The organism is Sphingomonas sp. (assembly GCF_035910975.1).
GTDB lineage: Bacteria > Pseudomonadota > Alphaproteobacteria > Sphingomonadales > Sphingomonadaceae > Sphingomonas.
This window is the reverse complement of record NZ_JAMHWM010000005.1, coordinates 191,827-205,822: the sequence shown is the minus strand read 5'-3', so window position 1 is coordinate 205,822 and position 13,996 is coordinate 191,827. Positions and strand designations below refer to the sequence as shown.

Below are 13,996 nucleotides of genomic sequence, written 5' to 3'. Positions count from 1 at the left end.
GACGATGATGCTGGGCCTGCTGGCGCTTTTGATCGCCCCGGGGCAGGCTGCGGCGATGCAGGATCCCATCGTCATCGCCCATCGCGGCGCGAGCGGGCTGCGGCCCGAGCACACCATCGCGAGCTACACGCTGGCGATCGAGCAGGGCGCGGACTTCATCGAACCCGACCTGGTGCCGACGAAGGACGGCGTGCTGGTCGCGCGGCACGAGAACGAGATTTCGGAGACGACCGATGTCGCAGTACGCCCGGAATTCGCAGGCAGGCGGACGACGAAGACGATCGACGGCGCGCAGGTGTCCGGCTGGTTCACCGAGGATTTCACGCTCGCCGAATTGAAGACCCTGCGCGCGAAGGAACGCCTGCCGCTGCTGCGCGGCACTGACCACGACGGCCTGTACGAGGTGCCGACCTTCGCCGAGGTGGTCGCGCTGGCGCGAAAGCACGGCGTCGGCGTCTATCCCGAAACCAAGCACCCCAGCTATTTCGTATCGATCGGGCTGGAGACCGACACGCCGCTGCTGGCCGAACTGAAGAAGGTGGGCTGGGATCGCGCCGACGCGCCGGTATTCATACAGTCGTTCGAGGTTGACAACCTGAAGCGGCTGAAGGGCAGGACGGCGGTGCGGCTGATCCAGTTGATGGATGCGAAGGGGGCGCCCTCCGACGGCGCCGTGTCGAGCTATGCCGCGATGACGACGCCCGAGGGGCTGAAGGCGGTCGCTGCGTACGCCTACGGCATCGGCCCGGCCAAGGCGATGATCCGCGACGGCGAGGCCGTGCCGACTAGCCTGGTCGCCGATGCGCATGCGGCGGGGCTGAAGGTGCATCCCTGGACGTTCAGGGCGGAGAATGCCTTCCTGCCGGCATCGCTTCGTTCCGGGCTCGATCCGCGCGCTCACGGGCGGCTGGACGAGGAGATCGCACGCTATCTCGAACTCGGCGTCGATGGTTTTTTCACCGATTTTCCGCTAGATGGGGTGCACGCCCGCGACGCACGCCGGCGCGCGCGCTGAAAGGCCGGTGTCCATGCGTATCCCGTTCCTGATCCTGCCGGTCGCCGCGCTCGGCCTGTCGGGCTGTATCGCCAGGACCGCTGTCGACGTCGTCACCCTGCCGGTCCGCGCGGTCGGGCAGGCGGCGGACTGGGCGACCACCAGCCAGGACGAGGCCGACCGCAACTATGGCCGCAAGATGCGCAAGGCCGAGGAGCGGGAGGGCAAGGAACGCCGCGCGTGGGAAAAGCGCTGTCGCAAGGACCCCGAGGGCTGCGGCCCTTATGACGGCTATCGCGCGAGCTACGATCCGCGGGTGCGGTAGCGCACGGACAGGTTCCCCGGCGCAGGCCGGGGTCCAGTCGCACCTGACTTCCTCGGGTTGGCGCGCTTCGTAACCGGGCCCCGGCCTGCGCCGGGGAACGCTGCTTTGCCCTTCTATGCGTGGGGATCGGGTTCGCACGATGCGCCCAGCACCCGCGCCACCGCCAGCAAAACCTCCGGCTGCAACTGCACGCCCAGATGGCCGCTGATCACCTCCACCTCCGCACAGTCGCCGCCGCGGCACGCCTGTCCGCTGACCAGCCCGTCCGACGCGCTCCAGATCGCGGTCGCCGGAACCGGCAGGGGCGCGACGATCTCGCGGCGCAGTGCCTCGACGCGCGGATCATCGACGCGCTCGCCGGTGAACAGTTCGAACGCGCGCCACACGCGGGTCGCGCGGGGATGGCCGGCATAGGGCGAGGATATCGTCACCACCTCGCGCACCAGCTCCGGGCGGCGATGCGCGACGAGGCGCGCCATGATCCCGCCCAGGCTGACGCCGATCAGCGTGACCGGTCGCCCGCCGCCGATCGCCTCGACGCGCTCGATCAGCCGTTCCGCCTCCGCGCCGATCGTCCGCGTCCCCAGGTTGCGGCCCAGCCCCCAGCCATGGGCATCATAGCCGATCCGGCCGAGGAAGCCGCGCAACGCGGCATTCGAGCGGTCGGAGTTGAACAGCCCCGGCAACAGCATCACCGGCCGTCCGTCGCCCGCCTGGCCGATAGGCAGGCGACGCCAGCGCCACGCGAGCCGCGCGACCGTCACCGCCGCGCGCGGCCATTCGCGGAGCGTGAGCGACAAGGGAGGCGGCGGGAGGTCGGTCATTCGGGCAGCGACAGCATGACGCTGGCGGAGAAGGGCGTCCAGCGCCCGGTGCGGATGCCCGCGTGGCGCAGCGCCTCGCCGACCCAGGCGTTGCAGGTACGGATCGCGCTGTATCGGCCGCGCGCGGGGTAGAAGGCGTCCCACGCGCCATAGCCGTGGACCGCCGCACCGGGCGCGAAACTCGCGCGGACGAAGGCGACGAGGCGCGCATATTCCTCCGGCCGCAGCGTCAGCGCGCGGACGCGCGGGCCGGGGCGTGGTTCGGGAATCGCATCGACGTGCATCGCGGTCGCGTCGCTGCCCGTCGCGGCGCGCCATACCGTGCCGGGCCGCACGTCCCACCACGTCGGCGTCCCGACATAGAAGGCGCGATCGCCCCAGCCGAAGCTGCGCCAGCGATGACCGGCGTATCGCGGGTCGCGCAGATGCTCGGGCCGGACGATATCCTGCCATCCCTGCGCCGGCAGCACGATGCCGGCGTGGATGCCATCGTCCTCGATATAGATGCGGATGCCGCGTTCCGGCGCGGTCCAGTCGCGATTGGCGGGAATGACTGCGCCCAGCAGTCCAGCCGCCAGATAGCCGCAGATTGCCAGTCCGATGATGCCGATCAGGCGGCCGAGGCTGCGGTATCGTATCATATGCGACTATGTTATGCGGGCTGGATGGCCGATGAAACGCATGTGCTGGATCGCCCGCCCGAGGGCGCGAACCCCGACTGGACGATCCCGCAGGACTGGGCGCATTACTCGGCGGAGGACCATGCGACCTGGGATATCCTGTTCGCGCGCCAGGCGAAACTGCTGCCGGGCCGCGCATCGGAATCCTATCTGCGCGGCCTCGACGTGCTCAAGCTGTCGAAGCCGGGCATCCCTGATTTCGAGGAGCTGTCCGATCGGTTGACGGCGCTGACCGGGTGGAGCGTGGTCGCGGTGCCGGGGCTGGTTCCCGACGACGTGTTCTTCGATCACATGGCCAACCGCCGCTTCGTCGCGGGCAATTTCATCCGCCGGCCCGACCAGCTCGATTATCTGCAGGAACCCGACGTCTTCCATGACGTGTTCGGCCATGTGCCCATGCTCGCCGATCCAGTGTTCGCCGATTACCTCGCCGCCTATGGCCGGGGCGGCCTGCGTGCGCTGGAGCTGGGTGCGCTCAAACAGCTTGCCCGGCTCTACTGGTATACGGTCGAGTTCGGGCTGATCGCCGAGCCGGAGGGCCTGCGCATCTATGGCTCGGGCATCGTCTCGAGTTTCGCCGAATCGAAGTTCGCGCTCGACGATGCGAGCCCCAATCGCATCGGCTTCGATATGAAGCGGGTGATGCAGACCGACTACCGGATCGACGATTTCCAGCAGACCTATTTCGTGATCGACAGTTTCGACGACCTGTTGCGCCAGACCGTCGAGACCGATTTCGCGCCGCTGTACGCGGAGATCGTCGGCAAGCCGGACATCCCGGTCGATGCCGTGCTGCCGGCGGACGAGGTCATCACGCGCGGGACGCAGGAGTATGCGCGAAGCAAAGTCTAGATATCCAGCGCCCAGCCATCGCGGCCCTTGGGATCGGGCGGGGTGAGCGGGACATAGCGTTCGGCGCCCGCCGTAAGCCGCAGGATCGTCCAGTCACCGCGCCGATCGACCTCCGCCAGCGTGCAGCCGCAGGCCGCGAACGCCGCGACCACCGCCTCGCGCTGTGTGTCGAGCAGCCCGGCCAGTACGATCGTGGCGTCGGGCGCGGCGATCGCGGCGACTTCGGGCGCCATCGATACCAGCGGCCCGGCGAGGATGTTGGCGATCAGCAGGTCATAGGGCGCCGCGCGAGTGATCGCGTCGCTCAGCGCGCCATCGGCGACGATCAGCTCGACACCCTCGATCCCGTTGAGCGCGGCATTCTCGCGCGTCACGTCGATCGCGGCGGGATCGATATCGGTCGCGACGATCGCAGCCGTCGGCCACAGATGCGCAGCCGCAAAGGCGAGCAGGCCGGTGCCGGTGCCGATATCGATGACGTTGCCGAAACCGCCATCCGCCAGCCGGTCGAGCATCGCCAGGCATCCGCTGGTCGTCGCATGGTGCCCCGTGCCGAACGCGCGGCCGGCATCGATGCGGAATGCGCGGCCACCCGGCGGGGGTGCGACCGGATGTGCCTCGGTATGGACGACGAAGCGTCCCTCGGCGATCGGCTCCAGCCCGGCCTGGCTCATCGCCACCCAGTCCTGCGCGGTCAGCGGCTCGACGACGGGTTCGATGCCCGCCGCGCTCGGCACCAGGGCGCGCAACTGGTCGAGCATCGCCGCGCCCGGCCGCGCCTCGCTATACGCATCGAGCCGCCAGCGGGTGACGTCGTCCTCCGCTTCCTCGGTGGTCATCAGCACCGCGTCGATCGCCAGATCGTCGGCTGCGTCGATCGCCTCGGCCTCCGCGCGGGTGCAGGGGAGGCTGGTGCGCCAGCTGTCGATCTCGGCCATCGGCTTTCTTCCAAAAAACGGTTGGCACCCAATCGGACATTGCGCGCGACAAATCCAGCCGTGACGGCGTAAGGGGCCGGCAATGACCAGCGCGGTTCCCCGTCCAGGCCAAGCCAAGGCCCTGCCGCTCGCCGCGCTGTTCGCGTCGAACATGGCGCTGGCGTTCGGTCCGTGGTTCGTGCGGCTGGCCGACGTCGGGCCGGTCGCGGCGGGCTTCTGGCGGATCGCGCTGGCGACGCCGGTGCTGCTCGCCGCGGCGATGCTGCTCGGCCAGAACCCGGTGCGGCAGGCGCGCGGGCTGTGGGGCGTGCTGGCGCTCGGCGGCCTCGCCTTCGCCGCCGATCTTGCCGCGTGGCATGCCGGCATCCATCATACACTGCTCGCCAACGCGACTTTGTTCGGCAATGCTGCGACGCTGATCTTCCCGATCTATGCCTTCATCGTCGCGCGCAGCTGGCCCAGCCGGACGCAGGGGCTCGCGCTCGGCATGGCAGCGGCGGGTGCGGCGCTGCTGATGGGGCGATCGGCACAGCTTTCGTCGCAGAACCTGATCGGCGACCTGCTGTGCCTGACGGCCGGGGTGCTCTACGCCGTCTATTTCGTGACGATGGCGCGCGCGCGGGAAACGATGCAGCCGCTGCCCGCGCTCGCACTGTCGTCGCTGCTCGGCACCGCGCCGCTGCTGCTCGCGGCGATCCTGCTCGGCGAGCGGGTGTGGCCGGGAAACTGGACGCCGCTTCTCGGCCTGGCGATCGTCAGCCAACTGGTCGGGCAGGGGCTGATGATCTACGCGCTCGGCCATCTGACGCCGCTGGTCGTCGGTATCGCGCTGCTCACACAGCCCATCGTCGCGGGTGCGATCGGCTGGTTCGCCTATCACGAGCGGCTGGGGTTGCCCGACCTGCTCGGCGCCGCGCTGGTCGGCCTCGCCCTTGTCCTCGTCCGTCGCGGCAATGCGCCGCAACAGCTTGAACCGGCGGGCGCGGAGGGCCACAAGGAGCGGTGATGGCACTGGAAGACGCAACGCTCGACGAAATCCGCGCCGCGCTGGCCGGCGACGTCGCCGCCAATGCCGCGTTTGATGGCTGGAACGTCCGCGCGGTCGAGGCGGCCTCCGCCTTGCACCGAGTGGATCCCGACGTTGCGCGCCTCGCCTTTCCCGGCGGCGCGGTCGACATGATCGACGCCTGGTTCGCCGCCGTCGATCGCGCGATGCTCGACCGGCTGCCGCCCGACGCCCTCGCCGCGATGAAGATCCGCGAACGCATCACTGCGCTGGTCGAGACGCGGCTCGACGTGCTGGCGCCGACCCGCGAGGCGTTGCGCCGCGCGATCGCGATCCTGGCGATGCCGCAGAACCTTTCCGCCGGCGCTCGGCTCGGCTGGCGCGCGGCCGACGTGATGTGGCGGGCGGCGGGCGACACCGCGACCGATTACAACCACTATACCAAGCGCGCGATCCTGGGCACCGTCTATGCCGCGACGACCCAGGTGTTCCTGAACGATGAAAGTGACGGCCATGCCGATACCCGCGCGTTCCTGGCGCGGCGGATCGACGGCATCATGCGCTTCGAAAAGGTCAAGGCCGGGTTCCTCGCGCAGCGCGACCGCCTGCCGAGCCTCAGCCGCTTTGTCGGCCGGCTGCGCTACCCCATGCAATAGCGTCCCGCCGCCGACGCGCGACGGGGCTGGCGTCCGCCGGATGTCATTGATAATCGCTCGCAGGAAATGACCCCTCCGCCGCTCCGACTCGCCGATGCCCGCCGCAACACCCCCGCCACCGTCGCCGCGATCGACTGGTCGGCGCTGTCGGATGCCGAGACGCGTCGCCTGCGCGAGTTCGGGCTGGACGAGGGCGTGGAAGTCGAACTCCTCCACGGCGCCGCGCTGGGCGGCGGACCGGTCGCCGCGCGGATCGGCCGGATGAGCATCACCTTCCGCAACCACATCGCCCGCGCGATCACCGTACAGCCCGCGGCATGAGCACGATCCCGCTGGTCGCGCTGGTCGGCAATCCCAATGCCGGCAAGTCGGCGTTGTTCAACGCGCTGACCGGCGCGCGGCAAAAGGTCGGCAACTATCCCGGCGTCACCGTGGAGCGCCATGCCGGCCGCCTCGCACTCGACGACGGTCGCCCGGTCGAACTGGTCGACCTGCCGGGCACCTACAGTCTCGACCCCTCGAGCCCCGACGAGGAGGTGACGCGCGACGTCGTGCTGGGCCGGCAGGACGGCGAGCGACGCCCCGACGCGATCGTCGTCGTCGTCGACGCGACCAACCTCGACAACCACCTGCGCTTCGTCCTCCAGCTGCGCACGCTCGGTTTGCCGATGGTGCTCGCGCTCAACATGGTCGATATGGCCGCGCGCGACGGGCTGACGATAAACGCGTCGGCGCTGTCGGCCGAACTCGGCATTCCCGTCATCGAGACGGTGGCGGTTCGTCGTCGCGGGCTCGATCTGCTGAAGGCGGCGCTTGCCGACACGCTCGCCGCGCCGGCCATTCCCGCGACGCCCGCCCCGCTCGATCCCGACATCCGCCATTTCCAGCGCGAGGCACGCCGCATCGCGAACGCTTCCACGCTCCAGGCGCCGCGTGGCCGGCAGGTGACGCGCACGATCGACGCGGTCGCGCTCCATCCTGTGTTCGGCCCCGTGATCCTGCTCGCTCTGCTGTTCGTCATGTTCCAGGCCGTGTTCAGCTGGTCCGAAGCGCCGATCGGCTGGATCGAGGGCGCGCAGGCGTGGCTGGCCGATGCCGCCGTCGCCGGCCTGCCCCCGGGTTTCCTGCGCGACTTGGCTGTAGAAGGTATCATCAACGGCGTCGGATCGGTGGTGGTTTTCCTGCCGCAGATCGTCATCCTGTTCCTGTTCATCCTGCTGCTCGAAGCGTCGGGCTACATGGTCCGCGCGGCGATGCTGATGGACCGGCTGATGGCCGGCGTCGGTCTGTCGGGGCGCGCGTTCATCCCGCTGCTCTCCAGCTTCGCCTGCGCGATCCCCGGCATCATGGCGACCCGGTCGATCCAGGATCCGCGCGAGCGGCTGACGACGATCCTGGTCGCGCCACTGATGACCTGTTCGGCACGCCTGCCGGTCTATGCCGTCATCATCGGCGCGTTCATTCCGGCGCGCCAGGTGGCGCCGGGCGTCGGCCTCCAGGGGCTGGTGATGTTCGCGCTCTACATCGCCGGCATCGTCAGCGCGATGCTCGCCGCGGTCCTGATCCGGCGGACGGCTGCCAAGGGCGTCGGCGGCGGTTTCCTGCTGGAAATGCCGCGCTATCAATGGCCGTCGCCGCGCGACGTGCTGATCGGACTCGTGCAGCGTGCCTGGGTGTTCCTGCGCCGCGCCGGCACGATCATCATGGGCGTCACCGTCGCGCTGTGGCTGCTCGCCAGCTATCCGGTCGCTCCCGAAGGCGTGAAGCAGAGTGAATATTCGGTCGCCGGCCGCATCGCCAGCGGGCTGGAGGTCGTGCTGCGCCCGATCGGCTTCAATCACGAGATGTCGCTGGCCGTGATCCCGGCGATGGCCGCGCGCGAGGTCGCCGTCTCCGCGCTCCAGACGGTCTATTCGATCGACGCTGAGGACGAGGATGCCGGCGCCGCCGCACTCGGCGACCGCCTCGCCGGCCGCTGGAGCCTCGCCACCGCGCTCGCCTTCCTCGCCTGGTTCGTGTTCGCGCCGCAATGCCTGTCGACGATCGCCGTCGTCCGGCGCGAAACCAACGGCTGGCGCTGGCCGCTGTTCATGCTCGCCTATCTCTTCGCGCTCGCCTGGCTCGCGGCCGGCGCGACTTACTGGATCGCCGTCGCCGCCGGTTTGGGCTGAAGGCTGCGAAGGGACTGGCGCCCGCGCAAGCGCGCTGCTAGGCACCCTCCCCACGCACCGGCACCCGTAGCTCAGCTGGATAGAGCGCTGCCCTCCGAAGGCAGAGGCCACAGGTTCGAATCCTGTCGGGTGCGCCATTTTCGATCCGACAGGTGATCGAGAAAGCTGCATAAATGGGCGGATTGTTGTCCGCCGCTCCCCACTCCGCTCCCGCATCTGGTCGCGATCATGCGCGAACAACGGCGAACACCACCGCTCCCGAGCCGGACCGCATAAGTGGTTCTTCGCCTTTGCTGTCCATCTGATCCCGACGTCTTTGCAACGATCGGAGATCCACCCTGAGCGCATTTCGCCCGCTGACGCCCAACGAGGCGATTGAGCTGGTCGAGGCAGCAGAGGTTGGTGACGCTGCTCGGCTGATCCAAGACTTCGCAGCGGCAGGCGTCGTGAAGTCCTACGCGATGGTGCGCGAGGCGATCGAGCCCGGCGACCTGACGCAGCCGGCGACCGCCGTGCCTGTCGAGACAGCCCAGCGCCGTCGCCCCGATCTGTCGGTGCTGAATACCGACGTGCTTCCGATGATGATCGCGGAGGCCGGTCGCGCGCTCGGCTGGGGTCGCACGAAGATCAACGACCTGATGAAGTCCGGGCGACTGGACCGACGAGAGATCGACGGCGGGGTCCGGATAACCGTTGCAAGCGTGAAGGCGCTGGCGGGCGTAAGTCCGCCTGTTCCGCTATGCGGCCGCGCGTGGCTGTAATCGTCGCGCCATGCCCCCAGCACCGACCGCGCATGGCTCAGGGACGCGAACAGCGTCCGGCATCAGCGGCCCGCCGCGAACCGCGATGAACGTTTCATCGCGCCACATCACACAGATCGGCGTCGCTTCCCGCGATACGTCCAGTCCAGCGAACAGCGCCTTGACCTGTATCCTTCGTTGAACCCGAAGGAGACAGGATCGCAGCCTCTCAGCCAGCGTCATAGGTCCAATGACCCGATCTCAGACCATTGGGAAATTCGGCATCCAGCGACCGTGTGACGTTATTTGACGCAAACCGGCGGTTCCGATTGCACCGACTATGACGTCCCAGCGGCTAGTACCGCTGCATTTATCAGGGAAACTGGATCCCAAAGCGGCTATAATGGGCAGAAAGTCAAAGCAATCGTCAGTGTGCGTCTGCACGCGACGGCGTTGATCGGGCCCGCAATTCGGCCACGATCACGCCGTGGAACGCCGTATTGATCCTGAACCCCAGCATCAGCAGGCCGGAGATCGCAATGACCGCGGCGGGCAGATAGCCGGCCATCATCTGGAGGCGGTCAACCGTCGTCGCCGTCTGCTCGACATTGGGTCTCAGGCCGGCCCACGCCAGCGCGTATCCCATCGCCAGCCCGCCAAGCGAATAGCCCACCTTGTTCATGATCGACAGCAGGCCGAACGCATAGGCCTCGGCGCGGCGGCCCTTCTGCCAATGGCCGAAATCGACCGCGTCGGCGGTGAGCGCATAATAGTTCATCTGAATCGAGCTCTTGCCGACCCCGATCAGGAAATACAGCGCGAGGACGACCCATAGCGCGGGCATCGTCAGGCTGGAGATCAGCACGCACCCCAGCACGATCATCGCCGACCCGGCCGTCCAGGTCGCCGCCTTGCTGGTCCGGCGTACGATGATCGACCAGCCGACCGGGGCGATGATCCCGCCAAGCGCCGCGAACAGCACTGCATATTTGGCGTGCTCGGCATCGGCGCGGACGTATTTGAAATAATAGATGATGCTGCTGTTGAGGCACAGATAGCCGACGAAGAACAGCACCGTCGCGGCGAAACAGTAGAGCAACTGCGGATTACGCAGGATCAGGCCCATCGCCTCGCCGAAATGCCCGGTCTCCGCCGCCATCTGCTCGGTCTGGCCCTCCTGTTCGCGCGACAGGAGCCCCGAGACGAGCAGCGCAACGAATACGATGACGCCGCCGATCACGGCGAAATAGGTGAAGCCCGTGGCGGCGTTGCCACGGCCGAGCCATGCGATCACCTCCAGCCCGAGATAGGCCGAGGTAAGGACGCCCAGATTGCTCCACGCCGCCTTTACCGACCCGATCGAGGCGCGCTCGTCGGCGTCCTCGGACATCCGGCTTATCAGCGACGAATAGGGCGTCAGGATGAACCCGTAGACGAACCGGTAGGTCAGATGCGTGACGAACGCGTAGATCAGAAGCCCTTCGCTCGCCAGCGACGGGCGGATGAACATCGCCGCGAACGCCAGCGCGAAGAAGCCCGAGCCGTAGATGACATAGGGGCGATAGCGCCCGAACCGCGACGTCGTCCGCGAGGTCAGCCACGGCACGACCAGATTGACCGCAATATCGACCGCCGATCCGATGAAGATGATCCACCCGGCCTGGGTCGCGCTCAGCCCGAACACGTCAGTGTAGCAGTAGATCATCAGGACGGTGAACGCGGTCTGCGCGATCGCCAGCCCGTAGAGGCCCAGCCCATAGCCGTGCTTCGTGACAAGTGGGACACGGACGACGCTGGATGCTGCGGCCAAACGCTCCTCCCATTCACTCAAATTATTGGTCGAACCAATGATATATGAAATGGCGTCAAGCGCAAGCGACGTCGGCTCCGCCGCCCGACGCGGCACCGGCCGCGTGGCGGGCGAGGCGATAGGCGAACACGATCCCCGGCCCCAGCGTCGTTCCCGGTCCGGGATAGGTGCCCGCCATGATCGAATTCATGTCGTTGCCGCAGACGTACAGCCCGGGGATCACCCGGCCGTCGTCGTCCAGCGCGCGGGCGTCGGCATCGGTGGCGAGGCCGATGCTGCATCCGATCTCGGCGGGCCAGATTTCGATCGCGCAGTACGGCCCCTCGCCCAACGGGCCGAGGCAGGGGTTTGGAGCGGTTCCGGGATCGCCGTTGAAGCGATTGAGCTCGCTCTCGCCTTTGCCGAAGTCGGGATCATGGCCGGTGCGGGCATAGGCGTCGTTGCGCCGCGCGCTGTCTTCCAGTCCATCCGGATCGACGCCGATCTGCCGGGCCAGCATGGCGAGCGTCGAGGCGGCATATATGTACCGGCTGTCGGTGAAGGGACGCAGGTTGGTGGTGCCGGGGTGGATCGCGCCCAGGCCGAAACGCCGCACGAACGCAGTGGAGCAGACGAGGTAGGCGGGGATCGCCGGGGTGGAGGCGTTGCGCGCGAACATCGCCTCGACGAAATCATGGTAGGAATCACCTTCGTTGACGAACCGCCGGCCGGATCGATCGACCGCGATGATGCCGGGCTTTGCGCGATCGAGCGACAGGTGCGGGAACAGGCCGGTCGTTCCATTGGCTCGCGCGATCCGGGAGACGGGTGTCCAGAATGCGGCACTGCCCCGCCTCGCCGCGGCAAGGGAGGCGCCGATCGCCATTCCCGCGACGATGCCCTCGCCGAGATTCTGCTCGGACGCCATGGAGTCGGCGGGCGCAGGAGCCGGCATAAGTCGCGCGCGCAAATCCGCGTTGCGGGCGTATCCGCCGGTCGCCAGCACGACCCCTCGCCGCGCGAAGATCCGCCGCGTTCGGCCGCCGTAGCCCACCACCGCGCCGACGACGCGGCCATCGCGGCGGATGAGTCCGACGAGCGGGCTGTCGAAAGCGATCTCCACGCCCGCCGTTTTTAGGCTGGCGTAGAGTCGCGCGACGAGCGCGTTGCCCATCATCAGCCGTGTCCCGCGTGCGTAGCGCAGGCGATCGGTCAGGTAGCGCACGAACAGCCGCGCAGAATACAGGAATGCCGACGGGGAGCGGAACCGATCCAACAGTCTGGGGATGTCGGCCTTGCCGACCATCATTCCGCCCAGCACCATGAATTCGGGGATCGGCGGGCGGACGCGCGCGAAATCCGCGCCCAAGCGCCGGCCGTCGAACGGGACCGGCATGATCGCCCGTCCCGCGACCGCCGCGCCGGGCCGGTTCGCTTTATAATCCGGGTGGCGGCCGCATGGCATGAACTGCACGTCGCTGCGACGCATCAGATAGGTGATTGCCGCATCGCCGGACGCCAGGAACGCGCGCCGCAGGCCGTGATCGTCATCTGCCTCGATCAGTGCGTCGAGATAGGTTTCGGCCGCCTCCGCGCTGTCGGCCATCCCGGCGTCACGGCTGAGCGTGTTTCCCGGGATCCACAGGGTACCGGCCGAGGTCGCGGCGGTCCCGCCGACCTGGGACGATTTCTCGCAGAGCAGCACGTCGAGCCCCTCGATCGCGCCGACCAGCGCCGCCGTCATGCCGGCCGGACCCGCACCAAGTACCAGCAGGTCCACGGTTGCGTCCGCCGGCGCCGCCGGGGTCACGGCCGCATCCCGTCGCGATCGGGCACGCGGGGCAGCGGCGCTCCGCGCGTGACTGGCCTGCAATAACCCCCTACAGCCGCCAAGACCGAGCGATCCCGCCGGCGCGAAATCGCCGGACGGGCGGCCCAGGACGAGCGAAGCAGAACAGGGATGACGAGCCTCGCCGAACTATATTTGAAACCGGGCCATCTCATTCGCCGCGCGCACCAGATATCGTGGGCGCTGTTTCTGGAGGAATGCGCGGACCATAATGTGACGCCGGTGCAATATGCTGCGCTGGTCGCGATCGGCCAGCATCCCGGCATCGACGCCACACGGCTGTCGGCGCTGATCGCGTTTGATCGCTCCACGACCGGCAACGTGCTCGAACGGCTCGAAAAGCGCGGTCTGATCTCGCGCGACCGCAGCGCCGGAGATCGGCGCCAGAAGCTGTTGCAGTTGACGGCGGACGGCGCGGCGCTGCTTGTGGTCTGCCGCGCCGGGGTCGAGCGCGTGCAGACGCGGCTGCTCGAGCGGCTGTCGCCGCCCGACCGGACGGCGCTGACGACGATGCTGGCGACGATCGTCGATGCCGGCGGCGACGATGCGCCCGCGTCCGGCGATACCCGGCGGGTCGCGCCGTCGCGGGAATGACCGTCAATCCGCCCGATCATGGCCGGCGCGCGGCGTGTAGCGAAAGAACGACAGCATCTCGACGGCGCACAGCGCATCGCTCGCTTCCTTGGCGTAGCGCGTCTCCACCCACAGGAAAATCCCCTCGCCGATCGACGTGCTCTTGGGCTGGACATCGGTGATGGTCGATACCGACACGATGCGATCGCCGGGATAGACCGGCTCATGATAGCGGGTATCGACCCCGGTCACGATGACGCGGTCGCCGGGTCCGGGCACGAATTCGAAAACCGGTGGGCCAGGAACATAGGGTTCGAGCGAGAGGGGGTCGCCGACGGTCCAATAGGCGCGGGTGGAGATCGGCCGCAGCATGCTGACAGGCGCCACCGCGTCGCGATAGCCGTGTGCGCGGGCCACCCCGGGATCGGTGTGGATCGGGATATCGACGCCCTGCACCTCCAGCTTGCGGCGGAAGTCGGCGATCGTGGCGGCGTCGACGCCGGTGCGCGGCGGCAGGCTGCGCCCGATCCATGCGCGGGCATCGTCGAGCGTGCCAGGGATCAGCTTCAGCGCCATTCGGGCGCCCCGGCGGTTAGGAT

At 68.2% G+C, this 13,996-nt stretch carries 15 protein-coding genes and 1 tRNA gene; 10 read left to right on the top strand and 6 right to left on the bottom strand.

Going from position 1 to position 13,996, the window contains the following annotated elements; genetic code table 11:
• Window positions 1-7: 7 nt before the first annotated feature.
• Window positions 8-1,015 carry a glycerophosphodiester phosphodiesterase gene (locus VYI76_RS01025; RefSeq protein ID WP_326522973.1) on the top strand — a complete coding sequence of 336 codons (1,008 nt, stop codon included), beginning with the start codon at window positions 8-10 and terminating at the stop codon, window positions 1,013-1,015.
• A gap of 13 nt (window positions 1,016-1,028) precedes the next feature.
• Entirely contained in the window at window positions 1,029-1,319 is a 291-nt protein-coding gene (locus tag VYI76_RS01020) for a hypothetical protein (RefSeq protein ID WP_326522904.1), read from the top strand.
• Between the two features lie 113 nt (window positions 1,320-1,432).
• Here the strand turns inward: VYI76_RS01020 and VYI76_RS01015 are convergent, their stop codons facing one another.
• Window positions 1,433-2,119: an esterase/lipase family protein gene (locus tag VYI76_RS01015; RefSeq protein WP_326522903.1), complete on the bottom strand. Its 687-nt coding sequence runs from the start codon at window positions 2,117-2,119 to the stop codon at window positions 1,433-1,435.
• 20 nt (window positions 2,120-2,139) lie between these two features.
• A complete protein-coding gene (locus VYI76_RS01010) occupies window positions 2,140-2,784 on the bottom strand; it encodes a TIGR02117 family protein (protein ID WP_326522902.1) in 645 nt (214 codons plus the stop codon).
• 24 nt (window positions 2,785-2,808) lie between these two features.
• Between VYI76_RS01010 and phhA the strand changes: the two genes are divergently transcribed.
• The gene (gene phhA, locus VYI76_RS01005; RefSeq protein WP_326522901.1) at window positions 2,809-3,675 is read left to right on the top strand and encodes a phenylalanine 4-monooxygenase; all 867 of its coding nucleotides are present in this window, start codon (window positions 2,809-2,811) and stop codon (window positions 3,673-3,675) included.
• On the opposite strand, the gene VYI76_RS01000 is transcribed toward phhA, so the two are convergent.
• Window positions 3,672-4,613 carry a 50S ribosomal protein L11 methyltransferase gene (locus tag VYI76_RS01000; RefSeq protein WP_326522900.1) on the bottom strand — a complete coding sequence of 314 codons (942 nt, stop codon included), beginning with the start codon at window positions 4,611-4,613 and terminating at the stop codon, window positions 3,672-3,674. The genes phhA and VYI76_RS01000 overlap by 4 nt on opposite strands.
• An 82-nt stretch (window positions 4,614-4,695) precedes the next feature.
• Between VYI76_RS01000 and VYI76_RS00995 the strand changes: the two genes are divergently transcribed.
• From VYI76_RS00995 to VYI76_RS00970, 6 genes are all read left to right on the top strand, one after another.
• Entirely contained in the window at window positions 4,696-5,619 is a 924-nt protein-coding gene (locus VYI76_RS00995) for a DMT family transporter (RefSeq protein WP_326522899.1), read from the top strand.
• Window positions 5,619-6,275: a COQ9 family protein gene (locus tag VYI76_RS00990; RefSeq protein ID WP_326522898.1), complete on the top strand. Its 657-nt coding sequence runs from the start codon at window positions 5,619-5,621 to the stop codon at window positions 6,273-6,275. Before VYI76_RS00995 ends, VYI76_RS00990 begins: the two co-directional genes overlap by 1 nt.
• A 66-nt stretch (window positions 6,276-6,341) precedes the next feature.
• Complete coding sequence (locus VYI76_RS00985) at window positions 6,342-6,596, top strand: FeoA family protein (RefSeq protein WP_326522897.1); 255 nt, start codon at window positions 6,342-6,344, stop codon at window positions 6,594-6,596.
• Entirely contained in the window at window positions 6,593-8,446 is a 1,854-nt protein-coding gene (gene feoB / locus VYI76_RS00980) for a ferrous iron transporter B (protein WP_326522896.1), read from the top strand. Before VYI76_RS00985 ends, feoB begins: the two co-directional genes overlap by 4 nt.
• Before the next feature lie 60 nt (window positions 8,447-8,506).
• Window positions 8,507-8,583, top strand: a tRNA-Arg gene (locus VYI76_RS00975).
• A gap of 309 nt (window positions 8,584-8,892) precedes the next feature.
• Window positions 8,893-9,207 carry a hypothetical protein gene (locus VYI76_RS00970; protein ID WP_326522895.1) on the top strand — a complete coding sequence of 105 codons (315 nt, stop codon included), beginning with the start codon at window positions 8,893-8,895 and terminating at the stop codon, window positions 9,205-9,207.
• A 406-nt stretch (window positions 9,208-9,613) separates the two neighbouring features.
• Here the strand turns inward: VYI76_RS00970 and VYI76_RS00960 are convergent, their stop codons facing one another.
• The gene (locus tag VYI76_RS00960) at window positions 9,614-10,996 is read right to left on the bottom strand and encodes an MFS transporter (RefSeq protein ID WP_326522894.1); all 1,383 of its coding nucleotides are present in this window, start codon (window positions 10,994-10,996) and stop codon (window positions 9,614-9,616) included.
• A 55-nt stretch (window positions 10,997-11,051) separates the two neighbouring features.
• Window positions 11,052-12,785, bottom strand: coding sequence for an FAD-binding protein (locus VYI76_RS00955; RefSeq protein WP_326522893.1), 1,734 nt, complete (start codon window positions 12,783-12,785; stop codon window positions 11,052-11,054).
• 150 nt (window positions 12,786-12,935) lie between these two features.
• Here VYI76_RS00955 and VYI76_RS00950 point away from each other — a divergent pair, with 150 nt between their 5' ends.
• A complete protein-coding gene (locus VYI76_RS00950) occupies window positions 12,936-13,418 on the top strand; it encodes a MarR family winged helix-turn-helix transcriptional regulator (RefSeq protein WP_326522892.1) in 483 nt (160 codons plus the stop codon).
• Window positions 13,419-13,421: 3 nt separating this feature from the next.
• On the opposite strand, the gene VYI76_RS00945 is transcribed toward VYI76_RS00950, so the two are convergent.
• Window positions 13,422-13,973, bottom strand: a complete 552-nt coding sequence (locus tag VYI76_RS00945; protein ID WP_326522891.1) for an FAS1-like dehydratase domain-containing protein — start codon at window positions 13,971-13,973, stop codon at window positions 13,422-13,424.
• Window positions 13,974-13,996 lie beyond the last annotated feature (23 nt).

Excerpts from the sequence above, each read along its gene's own strand:
- VYI76_RS00985 (WP_326522897.1), top strand. The coding sequence starts at position 6,342 with ATGACCCCTCCGCCGCTCCGACTCGCCGATGCCCGCCGCAACACCCCC.
- VYI76_RS01010 (WP_326522902.1), bottom strand. The coding sequence starts at position 2,784 with ATGATACGATACCGCAGCCTCGGCCGCCTGATCGGCATCATCGGACTG.
- VYI76_RS01025 (WP_326522973.1), top strand. The coding sequence starts at position 8 with ATGCTGGGCCTGCTGGCGCTTTTGATCGCCCCGGGGCAGGCTGCGGCG.
- feoB (WP_326522896.1), top strand. The coding sequence starts at position 6,593 with ATGAGCACGATCCCGCTGGTCGCGCTGGTCGGCAATCCCAATGCCGGC.
- VYI76_RS00990 (WP_326522898.1), top strand. The coding sequence starts at position 5,619 with ATGGCACTGGAAGACGCAACGCTCGACGAAATCCGCGCCGCGCTGGCC.
- VYI76_RS00945 (WP_326522891.1), bottom strand. The coding sequence starts at position 13,973 with ATGGCGCTGAAGCTGATCCCTGGCACGCTCGACGATGCCCGCGCATGG.
- VYI76_RS01000 (WP_326522900.1), bottom strand. The coding sequence starts at position 4,613 with ATGGCCGAGATCGACAGCTGGCGCACCAGCCTCCCCTGCACCCGCGCG.
- phhA (WP_326522901.1), top strand. The coding sequence starts at position 2,809 with ATGGCCGATGAAACGCATGTGCTGGATCGCCCGCCCGAGGGCGCGAAC.
- VYI76_RS01020 (WP_326522904.1), top strand. The coding sequence starts at position 1,029 with ATGCGTATCCCGTTCCTGATCCTGCCGGTCGCCGCGCTCGGCCTGTCG.
- VYI76_RS00995 (WP_326522899.1), top strand. The coding sequence starts at position 4,696 with ATGACCAGCGCGGTTCCCCGTCCAGGCCAAGCCAAGGCCCTGCCGCTC.
- VYI76_RS00950 (WP_326522892.1), top strand. The coding sequence starts at position 12,936 with ATGACGAGCCTCGCCGAACTATATTTGAAACCGGGCCATCTCATTCGC.